Source organism: Bacillus cereus group sp. MYBK79-1 (genome assembly GCF_051915365.1).
Lineage (GTDB): Bacteria > Bacillota > Bacilli > Bacillales > Bacillaceae_G > Bacillus_A.
Window position 1 is genome coordinate 230641 of sequence record NZ_JBQAEO010000004.1, and the last position, 19671, is coordinate 250311.

Here is a 19671-nt window from a genome sequence, read left to right on the forward strand (position 1 = left end):
CTTCTCTTTCTTATCCCGCATTTGTATATTTCCCACTCTTTAGAGCAGGCGTAATAATATGTTTCAATGAACGATGTAATTTCGTTACGAGAATCGCTGCTATAATCGCTTTTATGCAATCACCTGGTAAAAATACGACACTTACTTTCATCGTCTGCCATATAGAAATATCCATTACGAAAGCCTGTACAATAATGCCAAATACATAAACTACGAAAATACCACCAATTATATTAATACATAATACCTTTATTATAGAAATTTCACGTAAGCGCTCAATTAAATAACCAATGACAAACGCTCCAACGATATAACCAAGTAAATATCCTGCACTTGGCCCAACAAATACACTAAGGCCACCGCGCCCACCAGCAAGTAATGGTGCTCCAACTCCTACAATAAGTAAGAAAATAAGCTGACTTAACGCACCAAGACGAGATCCTAACAGTCCACCAGCAAGCATAACACCAAGTGATTGTAATGTAATTGGAACTGGTGTAATAGCAAGAGCAATTGGAGGTATTAACCCTAACACTCCCATAATAGAACTAAATAAAGCGACGAAAACTAAGTTTTTTGTATTCATATTTGCTTCTCCTATTTGTAAACTTAAAATGTTTTTTAGATAACATATTATAGGAGTTATATTATCTTTCTCTCTACCCTTTGTCAACTTATTTTCTCAATAGATTTACAAATATAAATTTCATTATTTCTCTTTATGCAAATGCTCAAGTTCTTTTCGAAGCGCCTGTTTTAAAAACTTCCCAACAGATGTTTTCGGTATTTCTTCCATAAATACAATATCGTCTGGTAACCACCACTTCGCAAACTGTGGTTTTAAAAACTCATATATTTCTTCTTTCGTTACTGCACTATTTTTCTTTTGAACAACGCAGGCAACTGGTCGCTCTTGCCATTGCGGATGAGGAATAGCAACGACAGCTGCTTCAAATATAGCATCATGTGCCATTAAAGCATTTTCAAGGTCAACTGAGGAAATCCACTCGCCCCCGCTTTTAATAACATCTTTCGTACGATCAACAATTTTCACGCAGCCTTCCTCATCAACTGTAACAACATCACCAGTATATAACCAACCGTCTCGGAATCCTTCGACAGTACGATCATCGTTATAATAGCTTTCAGCGATCCAAGGTGCTCGTAAACATAACTCTCCCATCTCAGTACCATCCCACTTCACTTCACCGTTTGTACCGACTACTTTCATCTCTACACCAGGGACAAGATACCCTTGTTTTGAGCGGATTTCTAATTGCTCTTCATATGATAATTCTGTTTCATAACTTTTTAAACGTGCAAGTGTTACTAGTGGGCTTGTTTCAGTCATACCATATGCATGTACGAAAGGAACATTATATTTTTGCTCAAATGCTTTAATAACACTCTTCGGTGCAGCAGCACCACCGCATAATATTCTCGTTATACTAGATAAATCGTAACTATTATTTTCTAATTCTTGTAATACACCGAGCCAAATTGTCGGCACACCTGCTGCTATCGTTACTTTTTCAGCTTGAATCATCTCTAATAAAATTTTTGGAGTAAACATTGGTCCTGGCAGAACTTGTTTAGTTCCAAACCAAGTAGCTGCAAAAGGAAGCCCCCAAGCGTTCACATGGAACATCGGTACAATTGCCATCGCCGCATCACTTTCCGATAAAGCAGCTGTATCCGCTAAACCGAGTGCCATACAATGTAGTACAGTACTACGATGCGTATATACAACACCTTTTGGGTTTCCTGTAGTCGCTGACGTATAACACATACCAGCAGGTGTATTTTCATCAATATCTTTTACAAATTGGAAAGTTGGATCGCCTTCTTCTAATAGCTTTTCATAATGATATACAGGTTCTAGCGTAGTATTGGGAAGTTCATCTTTATCAGTCATAATAATGTAGGCTTGTACAGTTGATAATTGCGATTGAATATTTTCAACGAGTGGTACGAGATCTTCATCTATAAGTAGAATGCGATCTTCTGCGTGCTGAATAATGTATGAAATATGTTGAGGAGATAAACGAATATTAATTGTGTGTAAAACAGAAGCAATACCAGGAATAGCAAAATACGCTTCCACATGTCGATGATGATTCCACGCTAACGTTCCTATACGCTCGCCTTCTTTAATTCCTAATTTTTTTAACGAACTGGAAAGCCTTCTCGTCCTTTCACCTAACTGTTTATACGTTAACGTCGTAATTGTATCATGTGTCCGTGAAACAATTTCTTTCTTTGAAAACAGTTTTTCTGCTCTTTCCATCATAGAACTAATTGTTAGCGGTACATTCATCATCATATTGGTTATATCCCCCTTTAAAGCGTTTTCATTTTTTGTTTATTATAACAGACTTCTACAAATAATCACGACATTTTTCTGTATTTTCTGAATTATTTCTTTGGAAATAATTCAGAAAATACTAAGAGAAAATATACTAAAATTCCTTCTTACGATATATAAATACCGAAATAACAAAAGAAAAGATGTATATAATAACACCAAATATCGTATATAGCATCGAAACGTATACAGATGAATTTAAATTTGATATTGGAAATTGTTCTATTAGATAACCAATTACACTTTGTAATCCAAAATAAGTAACAAGTCCCCCGCATGCGCCTCCAATTGTAATAGCATCAGATTTTTCTGCTCCAAAAACATAGAGGAGTGGATAGGCTATTGCTCCGGCATTAAGAATGATGAACGTCCCTAAAGAAACACTCTTAAATATATCATCACCAATTGGTGTATCTGAAATGAAACCATGTACATAAAATATGCCATACGATAATAAAGTACCAATAATTACAACTGAAAAATAGAAAAGGTAGTGACTTTGTACAATGTTATTTCTAGTAACCGGTAAAGTAAGTACATACTTTTCATAACCTGACTTACTCTCATACTTAATAACTTCAAGTGCAGGAATCGCAGCAAAAAAGATAATAAACGTAGCAATTAAACGGTACATTGAAGCATCACCAAAATAAAAAACGAATCCTGCTCCTAATATTGCTATCCCCATGAACATAAAGAAAGTTCGATACACTAGATAATAGTTTGTCAATAATAAACCTTTCATTTATTTTTCACTCCTCGTTAATAAGACACTCATTTCCTCTATCGAAATGGTTCTATGAGCAATCCCATTTGGTAGTTTATGCACGTCTGATACAAGTACATTGAAATAAGAACCATTATTCCTTTTCACCACAACTATATCTTTGTTGATTAAATTTAGTTGTTCCTCATCAACATCTACAATGGCATAACTGTCTAAAACCTTATCCTTTTCTTCATTTAATAAAATTTCTCCATCTTTTATCACAATAAGATGACTAGCTATTTTTTCTACATCACTCATAATATGCGAAGAAAGTAAAATACCACCATTACTTTTATTCACAAAACTTTTTAATTCCTCTAATACCTCCTCCCTAGATGAAGGATCCAGACCTCCCGTCGCCTCATCTAGGATTAATAATCTGGCATTATGCGACAGTGCAACAGCTATAGTTAGTTTCATTGACATCCCACGCGAGAATTTACCTACTTTCTCATTAGTAGGTAAAGAGAAAGTATTTACTAATCTATAAAAATTATCTTGTTCCCAAGATTCAAACATCTTTTCAAAAACCTTATTTAATTGCTTTATTGTAAGATGAGCCGGTAGATTCATAGCATCAAATACGACTCCTATCTTTTCCTTAATCTTGGCATCTTTATTTATATTTTCTTTACCAAATATTTTCACTGTACCGCTATCTTTAGAAATTAATTCTAGTACTGTTTTAAATGTTGTTGATTTACCTGCCCCATTGTCACCAATGAATCCCACTATTGCCCCTGATGGCACATTGAATGTAACATCTTTTAAAACAATTTTGTTTCCAAATGATTTACTTAAATTTTTAATTTCTAGAATGTTTGACATCATTTCACTCCTATCTTAACTTTTCATAAAAGTATGTTTTCTCCTATTAAAAATTATCCACTTTTTCTCTCACTTTCTTTTTCAGTTTAAAAATAAGACGATTACTATATTCTTTATTCTCTACTAAAATTCGATACATCTCCCACACTCCTACAACACGAACAAAAAGATAGACTCCAATTGCAATAAGTACAACACAGTACGGATAATACTGCACCAATTCTCCTGAAGTGATATTTTTTTCCTCAAACAAAAACGGTATTGCACCTGCGGCTATAAAACAAAATCCAACAATCATCACTGCAGCATACTTCTTCTTAAGAATCGCATATCTTTTTGTCAATTCTTTTAGAAAGTTTTGATCAAATAGTAGTTCTTCTTTTTTCAATACATTGTATCGACTCTCTTCTATTGTTGCAGGTACCATCATTGCTCCAATTCCAAGGACAGCAATGATAATGACAAGGAATGTCGACATTGTTGCATTTTCTTTAAATAATAAATACGGTATTGTAGACAAAATAAGCAAACTAAACCCTAACGCTATATATTTTGAAATCTTTTGCCCGTACACTATATACCCTTCTGCCATTTCCTGACTTACATAATAGCCATCCACATTTTCATTACTTTGCTCTGCAGTTTCTTTTAATAAATAGTCGAGTGATACTTCAAAAACATTTCCAATCATTATTAACTTTTCAGTTTCAGGAAAACCTTGACCGTTTTCCCATTTACTAACCGCTTGCCTTGTTGTGTTTAATTTTTCAGCTAATCCTTCTTGAGAAAGGCCCTTTTCCTTTCTTAATTTAAAAAGCTTTTCGCCAAATCCCATATGTGTGTCCCCCTTTGTTTTCTTACCTAAATTGTATGTAAACATTCCCCTTATCTCTATCTTCCTGCGGTTGCACTTTGTCAACTTACGGTTGCGATTGTGTTAAATAGCGGTTTTCTATACAATTTAGCTAGTTTTCTTTTATGATTATGGTGTGAATTAAAACACTCTACCTCAATAACCAATTATAACAATTAAAGGTAATTATTGTTATAAAAAATAAAAACCCCCTTATTCATTTAAAGGAGTTTTCGATATGAAATATTCCATGAAGAGCTAATTTTCTTTCTCATATTAGTTCACAATTTCTTCTATACATTTTTGTATGTTGTGCAACGATTAATAAGCATCCCACACAGTATATGTTGTCATCTCTTTATATAAGGCGTATTCATATATATATGTAAAATATTACTCCTATTAACTTCTCTAATAAACCCACTTTTCAATAATCATAACGGCTTCTGCTTAAACTTTTCATAATGTCGTACTTTTAATAAAAGGATATTCCCGCAATCTGTACAAATATAAGCATCTACTGGTGAAGATGTGAACATCGTCTCCTTTTTCCGTACTTGTGCATATCCGACAAACTCACCTTCTCCTATGTTTTGAGAACCACAATTAGAGCATGTCTGCACGTTTTTCTGTTTCATGAGAGCACCACCTTTAATCTGTTTCTACTCCCTTCGACAGTTCACTTCCATTTCCCTTCCAAAAAACCTCTTATTCTCTTACATTTCAACAGGAATCTCAGAACAAATATCGTATATGTACTATGAAATATATTTACTGACGGGGGAATCTCATGAATACAATTATGACAGTCCATACAGCTCAAGAAATTGAAAACGCAGAAATACATATGCTCTCTTCTAGATTAACGCTAATGCAAGCAATAAACGGTAATCCAATGCAAATACAAATGAAAAAATTCGGGAGCGCCACTGCCTTTTCATCAAAAGTAATTGCTGGTCCGACTTTTAACACCGTAAAAGGCGTTACCTTTACAAATACAGATGAGATAGATGAAATCATCTCTTATTATCAATCGCTACAAATCCCTTGTCGTTTTGAAATTACGCCCGCTCAAGGTACAGCTGAATTATTTCAATACTTATCTCAAAAAGGTTTTTACCAATCGGGCTTCCGTACCGCTTTATATAGTATACCGAGAGAAGATCCATCCCTGCTTCCTTCTAACATTTCAGTACGCCAATTGAAAGAAAATGAATTTCATATTTTTGCAGACATATATGTACGCGGATTTAATATGCCATCCTTTACAAAAGATGGCGTGCGCCAAAATAACGAAATTCTTTACAATAAACCAGGATGGCATTTTTTCATAGCTGAAATTCAAAACACTCCTGCTAGTATAGGAGTTCTCTATATAAATAAAGGTGTCGCTTCATTAGCTGCTTCTACTACTTTGCCAGAATTTCAGCGTAAAGGCTGTCATACTTCCTTAATTCAAAAGCGAATTGAGACAGCTATTGAATCCAATTGTCATTTAATAGTCGGACAAGCAAGATTCGGTAGCTGCAGTCAAAATAATATGGAACGTGCCCATATGAAAATTGCTTATACGAAATCCATATGGACTGCAAAAGAAATATAATTAACATTCTTTCTTCTTCCATTACTAGATACATCATTCAACTTGCAATATGAAAAGAGCATTCTAATCAAACTACAAGGAGGAGAAATGTATGACTAAACATGATCATGGTTTAAAAGAAAAAGTAGAAGGTGCTATTGATAAAGTAAAAGGCGAAGTAAAAGAAGTTGTCGGGAAAGTAACTGACAATAAGAAATTACAAGCTGAAGGAAAATGGGATAAGGTAAAAGGCACTGCTAAAGATACTGTCGGTAATGTAAAAGAGAAAGTTAATGAATATAAAGAGAATAAAGAAAATAAATAAAAAAACGAAAATGTATGGTTGTGCAAGTAGTAAGTTACTAGATTTGAGAAAAGAGAAATTGCACCCATAAAAAAATCATTTTAAAACGACAAATAGATGCCTCAAGGCATCTATTTGTCTATAAATAACTATTTTAATTACCCAACCCTTAAGCTTTTCCTTACTAACATTTTCTAACATAATGCCTTTGCTACAGTACAGGCTTACTTTGTGAAATTTGGTTTTAGGTCACCTGTATACGGTTCGTGCTCAACAAAGATTTTTATATCTTTTCCATTCGCATCTTTCCCTAGTCTTGTATACGTAAATTTCTCTTTATTTAATTCTGTAAGTTCAAGAACCGCACCATATTTATTATTTCCTAATGAAACATGGGCTCTTATTTTATTACCATGTACAACATCAAAGAAACCATAGTCCCCACGACTTTCTCCTGTATTCACATTGAAAAACTCGTATTTATTTGTATTTTTATCGTATTTTGCTAGACTAATAAAGTTTGAGTTGTATTTTGTTACATTATTACCTTGTTCGTCTAATACCACCGTTCCGTTCCATAGTGTACTAGATAATATTTTATCTCCATCAACGTCCGTAACTATTTTCCCCGTCGAGCTTTCTAAACTTTTATCAGGTCGCGTGAAAGAAAGTTCTTTTTCATGATAAGGAATATGTTCAACAAACACTTCTACATCGTTTCCTTTTGCATCTTTCCCCATTCTTTTATATGTAAATTTCTCTTTATCTAATTGCGTTAATTCAACAACTGCTTGATAATTTTGCGTTTCAGAAATTAACACTCTTTTCTTTCCATCATTCGTTATAAAAAAAGTACCGCTATCATTACGACTCTCTCCTGTATTTGCATGAAAGAATTCATACCTTGCAGTTTTAGCATCATATTTTGCAAGCCCAATGAAATTTTGATTTTCTTTCGTTACATCATTATGATCTTTGTCATATACTTTTGTCCCTTGCCAATTTGTTTCACCAAGTATGCTAGCTAGTAGTTGTCCTTTCGTTTGTTGAGTTTGCTCAGTTTCTTGTATTGCTTTATATAAAAATTGTGCATACTGTTCACGCGTCACATCCATACTTGGAGCAAATTTCCCTCCTCCTACTCCTTTTGCAATATTATTTGTTTGAACAGCACTAATTGCATTTCTTGCCCATGAGTTCGTTGAAACGTCAGTAAAAGTGTGATCACTCTTTGCTTTTAAATGAAAAGCATTTGTAAGAATCTGTGCCATTTCTGCGCGTGTTAAGGATGCCTTCGGTCTAAAGTTCCCATTCTCGTCACCCGTAAAAACACCCTTTTCTGTTAAAGACAAGATTTCCTTTATATAGCTTGTCGAATCTTCACTTATATCCCCATATGGGTTCGCATAATTTTTGTTTTCTACCATATTAAAATAACGATACATTAAAGCGGCAACTTGTTCGCGTGTTACATTATCTCCAAAACCAAATCTCCCATCATCATAGCCAAAAATGATTTTCTCACCTGTTAATTGCTGAATCGCCTCAGATGCCCAGTGCCCCTTTGGAACATCTTTGAATACACCCGTATGATTCGTTTGTGGTGTAGCCGCTTCTGCTTTCACCTCTCCATTCGTTTCACTTAATAAACTTCCACCTAAAACTGCTGATATGATACATGTTTTTAAAATTGTTTTATTCATAACTTCCCAATCCCTTCCTTCATTTAACAAAGAATTACACCACTTATCTTCCAAAATAAGATTCTAAGTGAGCAATTCATGTTGTAAATTTTGATTACAGCTGAATGGATACAAAGTGTTACATCGCCAAAGTTCTTTCTCTCGTAGTATCCATAGCTGTTATATATAGAAATTATAAATAGCAACTATAAATTGCCCATAAATAAATTATTAAAAAAAGATAAAATTAAGATAATATATTTTTAATCTCAATCTGTAAAAATAAAAACGTTATTCTTTCTCATCTAGCTTGTTAAGAAAGAATAACGTTTTTTAAATTCTAAGGTCCTGGGGAAAAAGAGGTTTTATTTTATATGTTCAAAAACAACTTCACGGCCTTTTCCAAACAGAACATTGGAAAAAACCGTGGCAAATACTTATTTTATAATTGGAGAAAGTTTACTTCCCTTCATTCTTCTCTAACACATACAAGTCTTCTTCAATATTCGTTAATTTCTCACTTACAAGTTTTCTAGCATCTCCAATTGCTTGATTGTATGCAAAAGGTCCTACTAATTTAATCATTTCTTCTATTAAACGTTCTGCTTGAAAACGCCCAATTTCATCTAAATCTTCTTCAACGAAAAATTGCTGAATTTGTGCTACAAGCTCTTCTTTTTTATCATTTGGTATTTTTATATTCATCATCATTTCTTACTCCTCTATATTTAGGATAGTACGTTTCTTAACTCTACCATAGAAAAGCGATTGCCAGGACAACTTTTTGTAACTCCTTCTAGCTCCCTATGACCGAGTATATTTTCTTTCTTTATAGCAAACTGCTTCATAAACATTTTACATAAAAAATATAATGCATTCATTTGTGCGGTAGTTGGATCATATTTATCAAAATTACCCGTCATGCATATTCCAATTGTATCTCTATTATTATCTTTCGCATGTGCTCCAATATGTAAACCTCGTCCTTCAACTACAGTTCCATCTTCTTCAATAAAATAGTTGTAACCGATCCCGCTCCATCCTCTTACTTTTTGATGAAATTCATGTGTTTTATACACATCCCATCCATCTTCGGATGTGTGGTGGATAATCAGTTTATTCACTTTTTCTAAAGGAACTAATTCATCTTGAAATGTTAAATTAACACATTTAATTTCCATTTGAACATCCTCCCTTACAAATCAATCATCATCATTGTTTTATCATCTGGTCGTATTCTCTTTTCCCCTTCTAGCTCTTCAATAATTGCTACATATTCATTTATACTATTCTTTCTTATATATGCAAAAGTTTGTTCCAGTGTCCAATCTGGGTGAAATAATCCGTCTGAACAAATAAAAATCCCGCTTACTTCATCTATATGTAATTCCCCATGCTGTAAATAATGTATCGCTTCTTTCATTCCATTTGCAATGGAATACCCACCCTGCATATTTGCAAAATAACGATTATATTTTAACTGTTCCCGCACATCTTGAAAAACATGTTCTTCCGGTACAGATAGCCCCTTTTTACGATCTTCTTCTCTTTTCTTTTTTGCTCGTTTACTAATTCCCTCAACCGTGTCTTTCGTTAATACTTGCATCGCTCCATTTTGAAGTATTGCAACAATCATACAGTCCCCTAATTGTGCATATTCAATTTTCTCACCAACTATTTGAACTGCCGCGATACATGTGCACCACAAATGCTCTTTTTTGCTCGTGTCTACTTCATATTCTAACATTTTTCTTTGCAATGCTTCATTTGCTTTTGCAACGGCAACTTGTAAACTATGATTTTCACGTAATGAAGCAAAATAACTTGCAAATAAATGCGAAGCGATGTATGCTCCATTATGTCCCTTTTCATCACGAAACGGGACAAGTGGTGTTGCACCATCACATACACCATATATCTTATTTTCTTCATTACAAAAATAAGAATCCTCACATTCTTGCTTCAATGGGCTTTTCTGTTGATATGTTTTTATCTTCACAACTGTATCCCCTTTCAAATAATAAAATACTCAAATTCTTTTGATTAATCTAATTTTCCGAAATAAACTGTTTTTACCCAAAACTTTCAATATCATATATAATCTTGAAATAATATGAATTTTTTAGTGAAGGACGGGAAAGAGATGGTCAGATTTCTTGGTGTTATTATTGGTTCTATTATTATTGCGATTGCCTTTAATCTTTTCCTTATCCCCCACAAAATTTTAAGTAGTGGAATTGGCGGAATTGCTATTATTTTAGGGATTGTAACTCCTGTAAACACAGGTATTATTAACTTTGTATTAAACTTACCTATCCTTATTTTAGGATACATAGGTCTTGGAAAAAAAGTAATTTTTAACACTGTTATCTCTGTTATTGTATTATCTGTTGCATTATACTATGTTCCAGTGAAAGTCGTAGCAACAGATCCACTTTTATCATCTATCTTTGGTGGTGTCATTGCCGGAGCTGGTATCGGTCTTGTCTTTAACTGCAATGGATCAACTGGTGGATTTGATATTATCGGTATGCTGTTATCTCGCAAACGAGACATTAAACTTGGCGGATTCCTTATTATTTTAAATGCAGTCGTTGTAATCATTGCAGGATTCTTCTTCACTTGGGATGTTGCTCTTACAAGCTTACTTTCTATTTATGTAACTGGTAAAGTTATCGATGCTATTCATACGAAGCATCGAAAGGTTACACTTATGATTGTAACAAATGAAGCAGAAAAAATGAAAAAACAACTTCTTTCAACTGTTGTACGTGGAATTACATTACTTGATGGCGAAGGTGCTTATTCCAGCGAAAAGAAACGTGTACTTATGACAGTCGTTTCTCGTGAAGAATTAGCAAGTATGAAATTAACAATTTCTGAAATTGATCCTCATGCATTCGTTAACATTACAGAAACGGTTGAAGTATTAGGATTGTTTAGAAAAGGTTAAAAAAACTAGGTGGAAATCCACCTAGTTTTTATTTTCCATAAATTCAATTCGATTTCCGAATGGATCTGACACATAAAATCTAATTACATCTGGACGTGCATGATCATCTATTACTTCAATACCTTGCTTTATTAACTCTCGTTTAAATTCATCTATTTTTAAAACATAAAAAGCCGGATGCGCTTTTTTAGCTGGATTGAAGTTTTGCTCAACTCCGATATGAATCTCTTGATTTCCACACTTAAACCAACATCCACCACGCTTCTTTAATTCCTCTGGCTTCGGTATTTCCTCCATACCAATTTTTTCACCATAAAATTCTCGTGCTGCTTCTTCACACCCTAAAGGTGCAGCTACTTGCACATGATCAATCCCTTGAATATAATTTTTCATTTTCTCTCCCCCTCTTCTACCCTAATGTTATAAGGAAACCCTACTCCTGTAACTTACAAAAGATTTATAAAACAATATAAGCTCCCCTTATTACCACCTTACACTCACTTTTCCAAAATAAAGAAAACAAAATTTATTATATAACTTCCATTTTTTATAGAAATATACATTGCATCTATATTATAGTTATGAATAGATAAATCTTTTTAGATGCTATTTGTACGGAGGAACTATTATGAGTCGTAAAAAATATTCATCAACTCAAAAAAAACGTCATCCGAACATTTCTAGACGTTTGCGAAAACATATACAAGATTGTTCTTTAACAGAAATGTATGCATCTCTGTTCGAACACAATCCTGATAGTATTATTTCATTAAATTTAGAGGGAGTTATTCTCCATATAAACCCTTCTGCCGAAAGAATATTAGGTTACACTTCTTTAGAATTAGAACAGAAAAATATTATCTCTATTTTAGAAGCCCATATTTCTGAGCAAGTAATACAAAATATAAAGAATACGGAAGCGGATAATCAACAAGAATATATGTTATCTATTTATCATAAAACTGGGTTCTTATTAGACGTCGTGACAAAATTAGTTCCTATTTTTGTCCAAAATCGTTTAACTGGCGTATATGCCATTATGAAACCTCTTGAAAAATCAGAAAGAATTGAGAGTATGCTAAAAGAAAGTGAGAAGAGATTACGTACATTAGTGAACTCCATGCCTGCGTTTGTTATATTTAAGGATCATGAAGGGCGCTGGCTTGAAGCAAATGACTATGCACTTTCTTGCTTCAATTTCCATCATGTACCTTACCACGGGAAAAAAGATAGTGAACTCATTCAATATAACGAAGCGTACCGAGAAGCTTTTTTACATTGTGAAGAAGTCGATGAACTAGCATGGCAACAAAGACAAATTCTGCATGGTGAGGAATTTATTATACATAGAGATGATTTCGACCTAATCTTAAGTATATCGAAAGTTCCACTTTATCATCCTGACGGCTCGCGTAAAGGCCTTATCGTAATGGGAAGAGACGTTACCGAACTTAAAGAAACAGAAAAGTTATTACGAAAATCAGAAAAACTTGCCGTAGTCGGACAACTGACAGCTGGAATTGCCCATGAAATTCGAAATCCACTCACCTCTCTTAAAGGTTTTCTAACGTTGCTGCTCCCTGAAATAAATGAGGAGCAGAAATGGTATATCGATGTTATGTTAAGTGAAATTTCACAAATGGAATCTATCACAAGTCAATTTATGGCGATGTCTAAACCACAAGTATTATCTATCCAAACTTGTAACATACAAACTTTAATTGAAGAAGTAGTTACATTTATTTTACCAACTGCTATTATGCATAGTGTTCACATCATTATGGATCATTTTGATTACGTATACGACATTCAATGTGATGGTAACCAATTAAAACAAGTTTTTATAAATATATTAAAAAATGCAATTGAAGCGATGCCAAATGGCGGAAATATTTTCATCCAAACAAAACCATTAGATGATACCTTCATCTTAATACGAATTATCGATGAAGGTTGTGGTATCCCAGAAGATCGTATCTCTCGTTTAGGCGAACCATTTTATAGTTTGAAAGAAAAAGGAACAGGACTAGGATTAATGATGTGTTACAAAATAATTGAAGAACATCATGGTAAATTACACATTTCCAGCGAATTAAATAAAGGTACGATCGTTGATATTCAATTACCGCTTTCTTCATCTCATCTTGCAATTCAGTCGTAAATAAAAAAGAAGCACCTGCTAATGATAAGCAGATGCTTCTTTTTTATTTGTTTTTATAATACTGTATTGCCATACCATTCTTTTGCTTTTTCTACTTCACCCATTGTTAATTGATGACCTCTATTTTCCCAATGCATTGTTACATTAGCGTTTGCATTTTCTAATAGTACCTTCAATTCCTCTGACTCTGCTGATGAACAAATCGGATCATTTGTCCCAGCAGCAATAAACACAGATTTCCCTGCTAAATTAGATAATTGCATTCCTCTTCTAGGCACCATTGGGTGATGAAGCGCAGCACCATTTAATGCATTTTCATAATGGAATAATAAGCTTGCAGCAATGTTTGCTCCATTTGAATAACCGATAGCTACAATGTTATTTCTATCAAATTCATATGTTTTTGCAGCTTCATCTAAAAACTCATTTAATTCCTTCGTACGGAAAATCAAGTCCTCTTCATCAAAAATGCCTTCTGCCAATCTACGGAAGAAACGTGGCATGCCATTTTCTAATACATTTCCCCTAACACTTAATACAGATGCTTCCCGATCAATTATTTCTGCAAGTGGTAATAAATCTAATTCATTACCTCCTGTACCATGAAGTAATAACAACACTGGTTTTGACATATCTTTTCCTTTTTGAAAAACATGTTTCATCATAATCCTTTTCCCCTTTCAATCACTTTAATCTAAATTTCTCACTTCAAATGGTAGAAATGTTTATTCAATTTGTTTTCTATGTGGTTCATATCTCTCTGGTAACTTTAATTCCTCACCCATCGTCTCTAACGATTCATCATGAGTGAAACCAGGAGGGTCTGTTGCAATTTTAAATAAAATCTCGCCGTGCTCTCTAAAATAAATCGCGTTAAAATAATTTCGATTTTGTACAGGAGTTACACCATATCCAAAGCGAGACACATGCTCTTTCCAGTCTAGTTGATCAGCATCATCACTCGCTCTCCAGGCAATATGATGGACTGTACCAACACCCATTTGGCCTCGCCCGATGGTTGATAACCTAAAGTCTATAATATTTCCAATATCAGCAGAAGAACGGCATCGAACAAATTCACCTTCTTCTCCAATTTTCTCAAGACCCATAACATGCTCTAACAATTCAGCTGTTTTTGAGGCTGCGCCGATAAAAGAACCGCACCGCCAAATGATTTTATCTTGAATTCGAGATATGATACATAAAATTACAACACCATTCTCTATCTCATTAAAATTATCTTGAATTCAAGATAATTATCACAAAAGATTTTCCCCGTCTAATATCATGAGAAATCTTAACGTAAAATGCAAATTATCTTGAATTCAAGATTTAGTATAAGTTACTTATTTTTCATTGTCAAATCAAAAGAGAGTAAACGCCAGTTTCGTTTACTCTCTTCTCTAATTATTTCGTTTCCTCTTCCAGCACTGCTTCCATCTCATTAAATTCACGATGAATTGCTTGAACTGGTTCTTTCGTTACTAAACTTACAACAATAACAGCTAATAAGCTACAGAAGAATCCAGGTACCATTTCATACATAGCCGCTTTTAAACTTGGAATTTGCACCCAAGTAATAACAACTACTGCACCTACAATCATACCGGCAAGAACGCCCCATTTGTTCGTTCTCTTCCAATATAAACTTAATAAAATAGCGGGTCCGAATGCTGAACCAAATCCTGCCCAAGCATAACCGACAAGTGTTAAAATTGTATCACTTGGATGATACGCCAAAGCGACTGCAATCATAGCTACTACTAACACTGACAGCCTACCGATAAATACAAGTTCTTTATCACTTGCATTTCGACGGAAAAATGTTTTATAGAAATCTTCCGTTACTGCACTTGAAATAACGAGTAACTGCGAAGAAATACTACTCATAATTGAAGCCAAAATAGCTGATAATAAAAACCCAGTAATGTACGGATGGAATAGAATGTTCGAGAATGTTACAAAGACCATTTCTGGGTCTTGTAATGTCTCATTATTTTTAGCGTAATAAGCAATACCAATTAAACCAGTAAGCATTGCACCTATAATTGAAATCGTCATCCAACCGATACCGATTCTACGAGAAGTTTTTAAATCTTTAATAGAGGTAATTGCCATAAAGCGGACAATAATATGCGGTTGACCAAAATACCCAAGACCCCATGCTAAAAATGAAATAATCCCAAGAACTGTAGTCCCTTTAAACATATCTAAATGCGATGCATCAACTTGCTTAATTGTATTGAATGTTTCTGTTACACCGCCTACATCTGTAAAAGCAACAATTGGTACTAATACGAGAGCAATAAACATAATACATCCTTGCACAAAGTCGGTCCAACTGACTGCTAAAAAGCCACCGAATAGTGTATAAGCTACAACGACACCGACAGTTACAAATAAACCAATCTTATAATCTAGGTTGAAAGAATTTTCAAACAAACGTCCACCTGAAACTAAACCAGCCGACGCATAAAATGTGAAAAATACTAAAATGACGATAGCGGAGACAAAACGAAGTATTTTCGTCCGATCTTTAAAGCGATTCTCTAAAAAGTCTGGAATCGTAATTGAATCATTTGCTACTTCTGTATACGTTCGCAAACGCGGTGCAAGAATTAAATAGTTTGCATACGCACCTATTAATAAACCTATCGCAATCCATACACTTGATAATCCTGTCGCATACATCGCACCAGGTAATCCCATTAGCATCCAACCACTCATGTCAGAAGCACCAGCTGATAAAGCTGTAACTGCTGGACCGAGTCCCCTTCCACCTAACATATAATCTGATAAATCGGATGTCTTCTTATAAGACCAATAACCGATATACAACATACCTGCCATATAAATAGCAAGTGAAACCATAATCTCAATCTTCACCAAATCTCTCCCTTAGTTACATAAGCCATTCAAAATTTCGAAAAATGACTTTTTCTATTTTCTTGTTTTCGCTTATGGTTCCCTACCTTAACAAACATTTTTTGTTCTTTCAAGTGAACAAGCACTTTTCCCTGCATGTGAAAACCTTTATAAACGCCTTTATCCCAGTGGATTACCCGGCTTTCAAAATAAATTAAAGTAAAAATATTCAGAAATTAAAAACGCCTATTTTTCAAATAAAAAAGCCATACAAATGTATGACTTTTAATCTATTAAACATAACTTATCTTCTATTTACTAGTAGGAAACAATTCTGAAAGAGGAACTACTCGCCCCACCTCATCTTTAAACACGATATGCTCTCTCGTTAAATGGCACGGACTCTTTACTCCCGCTGCTGCCGCAAGTGAGAACAAACTATATCTCATACTAACAATGTAATTCATTACGCGCCATTTCTTCTCATACGGATCTAGCGCTTTTTGATAGTGCGGATTCGTCGTGGCAACTCCAGATGGACATTGTCCGGAATTACATTGAAGCGCCATAATACAACCGCTTGCCATCATAAAGCCACGTGCTGAGTTTACAGCATCTGCCCCAATTGCTAAAGCAATTGCCACTTTATCTGGTGTAATTAATTTCCCTGAGGCAAACACTTTGAATTTGTCCCGAACACCATAATGATTCGCTGTATCAATACAAGTTAGTAACGCTGGAATAAGCGGCATACCCATACTATCTGCCATCGATTTATACGTTGCTCCTGATCCACCTTCTGAACCATCAATTGTAATGAAATCTGGATAGATGTTTAACTCTTTCATCTTTTTGAATAAATCTTCCAACGGCTCCTGCTGTCCAATTACAATTTTCATACCGACTGGTTTACCGCCATTTTCTTGCAAACGCTGAATAAAATAAAGTGTATCCGCTGCATTATTTAAAAATGAAAACCGATTCGGTGAATTAATTGTCTTTCCTTCTCGTACATTACGAACAGAAGCAATCTTTGCATTTACTTTTTGTCCTTCTAAATGGCCACCACGTATTTTAGCTCCTTGCCCAAATTTCAATTCAAATGCTTTAATATTACTTTCTTTCGCTTTCTCCATGAATTTCTCCATTGAAAAATTACCATCCTCATCACGGTACCCAAATAAACCTGGACCAATTTGCGCAACGATATTTGCACCTGTATGTAAATGTTCTGGTATTACACCACCTTCTCCCGTATTAATCCATGAACCGCCTGCCATCTTCGCCCCAAACCCACTCGCTAAAATGTAATTTTCTCCAATCGCACCGTAAGAAGTTGCTGATGCTCCAAACATGCCATACAGTTTCCATGGATATTTACGATTTTCACCGATGATAATCGCATCGTCTTCTTCGTATAACCAAAGATTCGTTGTATCCGCTGTCAATTTTTCTCTTCGTGAAAATAACCCTTCTTTATGAATCACATACTTTTTCCCTTCACGTTCTTGCGCTACATTCACACTTAGTTCATCTGTTAATATCGGAAATAATGTATTAGCAATATAGTAACCAGATGTATCAAAATCTCGTTTTGATCCAAAACCGAGTATTTCAGAACGGTACTTTGCTAGAAACATTACACTTTGAAAATCATAACGTGAAAAAGGCTTCCCGTCCGTATCATGATCAAACCAATATTGCCTAAATTCCGGCCCTATCTTTTCAAGTAAATAACGCATCCTTCCTAAGTATGGATGTAGCTTTAATATAGAATGATGCGTCCGTTTTTTAATAAAAAATGTAATAATAAAAAAAATGATTAATAGTAGCATTAATAAGAGCAATATACTAATAATAACGAGTAGCGTTTCACTCATCCCGCTTCCTCCTATGAAAATCCATAATAAAAGGAGAACACCTGATGTGTTCTCCTTTTATCTTTATTCAAATTAATGTAGCAAGATGCTCTTTCGCATCATATTCAACTAAACTTTCAGCATTTTTAATTCGATGAACAAAATCTGGATTAGCAATTAAAGGTCTTCCAAATGCCGCTACATCAATTGTTCCTTCTTGCAACGCTTCTTCAGCCTCTTTCGGATTTAAATTCCCTACGCCAACGATTGTACCATCCCAATATTTTCTTACTAATTGATGAAAATTCTTTCCGTCAGCAATAACTGCTGTATAATTCATCGTAGAAGGGTGAATCATCGTTAATCCAACTTCTTTGAACATATTTACAAACGTTTCAATTGCAAGCTCAGGGTTTTCCCACATATAGGTAGGGTTATCACCTTTGAAAGCAGAGAAGCGAAGAAGTGTTTTATCCGCCCCAACAGCTTCTATTACAGCCTCCGTTACTTCTTTCATAAACGTTAGCTTTCGCTTTAAGTCTCCGCCGTATTTATCAGTACGCTTATTTGCAAACTCATAAGTAAATTGATCGATTAAATATCCATGTGCACCGTGAATTTCTACTCCATCAAATCCAGCTTCAATTGCATTCTTCGCAGCTCGTGCGTATTGACCGATCACTTCTTGTATTTCTTCTAACGTCATTGCTTCTGGCGTATCAAATGGTTTACGGAAACGCGGAACATTTCCCTCTGCAGCGATAGCAGACGGTGCTTGCGGCATTTGTCCACCAATTATTTCGTGATGACTCATACGGCCAACATGCCATATTTGAGCAATAATCGTTCCACCTTCTTTATGTACTGCCTCTGTAACAGGCTTCCACGAATCGATTTGTTCTTGTGTATAAATCCCTGGTACTCCTGGATTTCCTTTTGCTCTTGGGCTAATGACGATTCCCTCTGTAATAATTAACCCAACTCCATCAGCTGCACGCTTTCTATAGTACTCGACTACATCAGTACCAACGACTCCCGTTTCATGATTCGCGAAACACCTCGTCATCGGTGCCATTGCTATGCGATTACGAAGAGACCAAGATCCAATTTGAATCGAATCAAATAACTCCGTTTCTTCAATATTTTCAAAAGATCCCCAATCATTTATATTTGTTCCTTCATAAATACTTGCCGCTTTATTATTTGAACTTGTCATTTTTCTTCCCCCTAAAAAATTCTTACTATAAACGCATCATACTTACTTTTAGATAGTAACGTCAATTTATACGCCTTCACTATCAAACATTCGAATATCAAAAAATAGAATGATACAACTAAAAAAAGGTTTCCTAGGCAGGAAACCTTTTTTAGTTGACCATATATGGCTAACAATTCGTTTATCTCTTCACATATAAAAAAACTTTAACAATAGAGGTGAAAGTGGTTCGGT

General features: G+C 34.7%; 19 protein-coding genes and 1 pseudogene. 4 read left to right on the plus strand and 16 right to left on the minus strand.

Going from position 1 to position 19671, the window contains the following annotated elements; all coding sequences use genetic code 11:
- Window positions 1-10: 10 nt before the first annotated feature.
- The 6 genes from ACTFOB_RS09880 to ACTFOB_RS09905 form a co-directional block, all read right to left on the minus strand.
- Window positions 11-586 carry a biotin transporter BioY gene (locus ACTFOB_RS09880; RefSeq protein ID WP_440025589.1) on the minus strand — a complete coding sequence of 192 codons (576 nt, stop codon included), beginning with the start codon at window positions 584-586 and terminating at the stop codon, window positions 11-13.
- 123 nt (window positions 587-709) lie between these two features.
- Window positions 710-2323: a long-chain fatty acid--CoA ligase gene (locus ACTFOB_RS09885; RefSeq protein ID WP_440025587.1), complete on the minus strand. Its 1614-nt coding sequence runs from the start codon at window positions 2321-2323 to the stop codon at window positions 710-712.
- A gap of 136 nt (window positions 2324-2459) precedes the next feature.
- Window positions 2460-3110, minus strand: coding sequence for an ABC-2 transporter permease (locus ACTFOB_RS09890; RefSeq protein ID WP_440025585.1), 651 nt, complete (start codon window positions 3108-3110; stop codon window positions 2460-2462).
- Window positions 3111-3962 carry an ABC transporter ATP-binding protein gene (locus tag ACTFOB_RS09895; protein WP_440025583.1) on the minus strand — a complete coding sequence of 284 codons (852 nt, stop codon included), beginning with the start codon at window positions 3960-3962 and terminating at the stop codon, window positions 3111-3113.
- A 46-nt stretch (window positions 3963-4008) separates the two neighbouring features.
- Window positions 4009-4797, minus strand: coding sequence for a helix-turn-helix domain-containing protein (locus ACTFOB_RS09900; RefSeq protein WP_440025581.1), 789 nt, complete (start codon window positions 4795-4797; stop codon window positions 4009-4011).
- A gap of 452 nt (window positions 4798-5249) precedes the next feature.
- Window positions 5250-5453 carry a hypothetical protein gene (locus ACTFOB_RS09905; protein WP_440025579.1) on the minus strand — a complete coding sequence of 68 codons (204 nt, stop codon included), beginning with the start codon at window positions 5451-5453 and terminating at the stop codon, window positions 5250-5252.
- A gap of 152 nt (window positions 5454-5605) precedes the next feature.
- Between ACTFOB_RS09905 and ACTFOB_RS09910 the strand changes: the two genes are divergently transcribed.
- Window positions 5606-6418: a GNAT family N-acetyltransferase gene (locus ACTFOB_RS09910; protein WP_440025578.1), complete on the plus strand. Its 813-nt coding sequence runs from the start codon at window positions 5606-5608 to the stop codon at window positions 6416-6418.
- Between the two features lie 91 nt (window positions 6419-6509).
- Window positions 6510-6722, plus strand: a complete 213-nt coding sequence (locus ACTFOB_RS09915; protein WP_440025576.1) for a CsbD family protein — start codon at window positions 6510-6512, stop codon at window positions 6720-6722.
- A 203-nt stretch (window positions 6723-6925) separates the two neighbouring features.
- Here ACTFOB_RS09915 and ACTFOB_RS09920 read toward each other — a convergent pair whose 3' ends face one another.
- From ACTFOB_RS09920 to ACTFOB_RS09935, 4 genes are all read right to left on the minus strand, one after another.
- Window positions 6926-8404, minus strand: coding sequence for a DUF4822 domain-containing protein (locus tag ACTFOB_RS09920; protein WP_440025574.1), 1479 nt, complete (start codon window positions 8402-8404; stop codon window positions 6926-6928).
- A gap of 438 nt (window positions 8405-8842) precedes the next feature.
- The gene (locus tag ACTFOB_RS09925) at window positions 8843-9094 is read right to left on the minus strand and encodes a DUF2164 domain-containing protein (RefSeq protein WP_002066602.1); all 252 of its coding nucleotides are present in this window, start codon (window positions 9092-9094) and stop codon (window positions 8843-8845) included.
- 17 nt (window positions 9095-9111) lie between these two features.
- Window positions 9112-9564 carry a peptidoglycan recognition protein family protein gene (locus tag ACTFOB_RS09930; protein WP_440025571.1) on the minus strand — a complete coding sequence of 151 codons (453 nt, stop codon included), beginning with the start codon at window positions 9562-9564 and terminating at the stop codon, window positions 9112-9114.
- Between the two features lie 14 nt (window positions 9565-9578).
- Window positions 9579-10400, minus strand: a complete 822-nt coding sequence (locus ACTFOB_RS09935; protein WP_440025570.1) for a protein phosphatase 2C domain-containing protein — start codon at window positions 10398-10400, stop codon at window positions 9579-9581.
- Between the two features lie 126 nt (window positions 10401-10526).
- Between ACTFOB_RS09935 and ACTFOB_RS09940 the strand changes: the two genes are divergently transcribed.
- Complete coding sequence (locus ACTFOB_RS09940) at window positions 10527-11336, plus strand: YitT family protein (protein WP_000251342.1); 810 nt, start codon at window positions 10527-10529, stop codon at window positions 11334-11336.
- Between the two features lie 21 nt (window positions 11337-11357).
- On the opposite strand, the gene ACTFOB_RS09945 is transcribed toward ACTFOB_RS09940, so the two are convergent.
- Window positions 11358-11729, minus strand: coding sequence for a VOC family protein (locus ACTFOB_RS09945; RefSeq protein WP_440025567.1), 372 nt, complete (start codon window positions 11727-11729; stop codon window positions 11358-11360).
- Window positions 11730-11964: 235 nt separating this feature from the next.
- On the opposite strand from ACTFOB_RS09945, the gene ACTFOB_RS09950 reads away from it, so the two are divergent.
- A complete protein-coding gene (locus ACTFOB_RS09950; protein WP_151634130.1) occupies window positions 11965-13497 on the plus strand; it encodes a BA3702 family sensor histidine kinase in 1533 nt (510 codons plus the stop codon).
- 53 nt (window positions 13498-13550) lie between these two features.
- Here ACTFOB_RS09950 and ACTFOB_RS09955 read toward each other — a convergent pair whose 3' ends face one another.
- The 5 genes and pseudogenes from ACTFOB_RS09955 to ACTFOB_RS09975 all read right to left on the minus strand — a co-directional run bounded on the left by ACTFOB_RS09955 (window position 13551) and on the right by ACTFOB_RS09975 (window position 19437).
- The gene (locus tag ACTFOB_RS09955) at window positions 13551-14162 is read right to left on the minus strand and encodes an alpha/beta hydrolase (protein ID WP_440025564.1); all 612 of its coding nucleotides are present in this window, start codon (window positions 14160-14162) and stop codon (window positions 13551-13553) included.
- 60 nt (window positions 14163-14222) lie between these two features.
- A pseudogene (locus ACTFOB_RS09960) lies at window positions 14223-14686 on the minus strand (VOC family protein); the annotation flags it as partial.
- Window positions 14687-14904: 218 nt separating this feature from the next.
- Window positions 14905-16383, minus strand: a complete 1479-nt coding sequence (gene putP, locus ACTFOB_RS09965; RefSeq protein ID WP_440025562.1) for a sodium/proline symporter PutP — start codon at window positions 16381-16383, stop codon at window positions 14905-14907.
- 290 nt (window positions 16384-16673) lie between these two features.
- Complete coding sequence (locus ACTFOB_RS09970; protein WP_440025560.1) at window positions 16674-18242, minus strand: glutamate synthase-related protein; 1569 nt, start codon at window positions 18240-18242, stop codon at window positions 16674-16676.
- A 67-nt stretch (window positions 18243-18309) separates the two neighbouring features.
- On the minus strand, window positions 18310-19437 hold the full coding sequence (locus ACTFOB_RS09975) for an alkene reductase (protein ID WP_440025558.1): 1128 nt from the start codon (window positions 19435-19437) through the stop codon (window positions 18310-18312).
- Between the last annotated feature and the right edge of the window lie 234 nt (window positions 19438-19671).

What these genes read in the sequence shown, in the direction of transcription:
- ACTFOB_RS09880 (WP_440025589.1), bottom strand. Translation starts at nt 586, where the DNA reads ATGAATACAAAAAACTTAGTTTTCGTCGCTTTATTTAGTTCTATTATG.
- ACTFOB_RS09885 (WP_440025587.1), bottom strand. Translation starts at nt 2,323, where the DNA reads ATGATGATGAATGTACCGCTAACAATTAGTTCTATGATGGAAAGAGCA.
- ACTFOB_RS09890 (WP_440025585.1), bottom strand. Translation starts at nt 3,110, where the DNA reads ATGAAAGGTTTATTATTGACAAACTATTATCTAGTGTATCGAACTTTC.
- ACTFOB_RS09895 (WP_440025583.1), bottom strand. Translation starts at nt 3,962, where the DNA reads ATGTCAAACATTCTAGAAATTAAAAATTTAAGTAAATCATTTGGAAAC.
- ACTFOB_RS09900 (WP_440025581.1), bottom strand. Translation starts at nt 4,797, where the DNA reads ATGGGATTTGGCGAAAAGCTTTTTAAATTAAGAAAGGAAAAGGGCCTT.
- ACTFOB_RS09905 (WP_440025579.1), bottom strand. Translation starts at nt 5,453, where the DNA reads ATGAAACAGAAAAACGTGCAGACATGCTCTAATTGTGGTTCTCAAAAC.
- ACTFOB_RS09910 (WP_440025578.1), top strand. Translation starts at nt 5,606, where the DNA reads ATGAATACAATTATGACAGTCCATACAGCTCAAGAAATTGAAAACGCA.
- ACTFOB_RS09915 (WP_440025576.1), top strand. Translation starts at nt 6,510, where the DNA reads ATGACTAAACATGATCATGGTTTAAAAGAAAAAGTAGAAGGTGCTATT.
- ACTFOB_RS09920 (WP_440025574.1), bottom strand. Translation starts at nt 8,404, where the DNA reads ATGAATAAAACAATTTTAAAAACATGTATCATATCAGCAGTTTTAGGT.
- ACTFOB_RS09925 (WP_002066602.1), bottom strand. Translation starts at nt 9,094, where the DNA reads ATGATGATGAATATAAAAATACCAAATGATAAAAAAGAAGAGCTTGTA.
- ACTFOB_RS09930 (WP_440025571.1), bottom strand. Translation starts at nt 9,564, where the DNA reads ATGGAAATTAAATGTGTTAATTTAACATTTCAAGATGAATTAGTTCCT.
- ACTFOB_RS09940 (WP_000251342.1), top strand. Translation starts at nt 10,527, where the DNA reads ATGGTCAGATTTCTTGGTGTTATTATTGGTTCTATTATTATTGCGATT.
- ACTFOB_RS09945 (WP_440025567.1), bottom strand. Translation starts at nt 11,729, where the DNA reads ATGAAAAATTATATTCAAGGGATTGATCATGTGCAAGTAGCTGCACCT.
- ACTFOB_RS09950 (WP_151634130.1), top strand. Translation starts at nt 11,965, where the DNA reads ATGAGTCGTAAAAAATATTCATCAACTCAAAAAAAACGTCATCCGAAC.
- ACTFOB_RS09955 (WP_440025564.1), bottom strand. Translation starts at nt 14,162, where the DNA reads ATGATGAAACATGTTTTTCAAAAAGGAAAAGATATGTCAAAACCAGTG.
- ACTFOB_RS09970 (WP_440025560.1), bottom strand. Translation starts at nt 18,242, where the DNA reads ATGAGTGAAACGCTACTCGTTATTATTAGTATATTGCTCTTATTAATG.
- ACTFOB_RS09975 (WP_440025558.1), bottom strand. Translation starts at nt 19,437, where the DNA reads ATGACAAGTTCAAATAATAAAGCGGCAAGTATTTATGAAGGAACAAAT.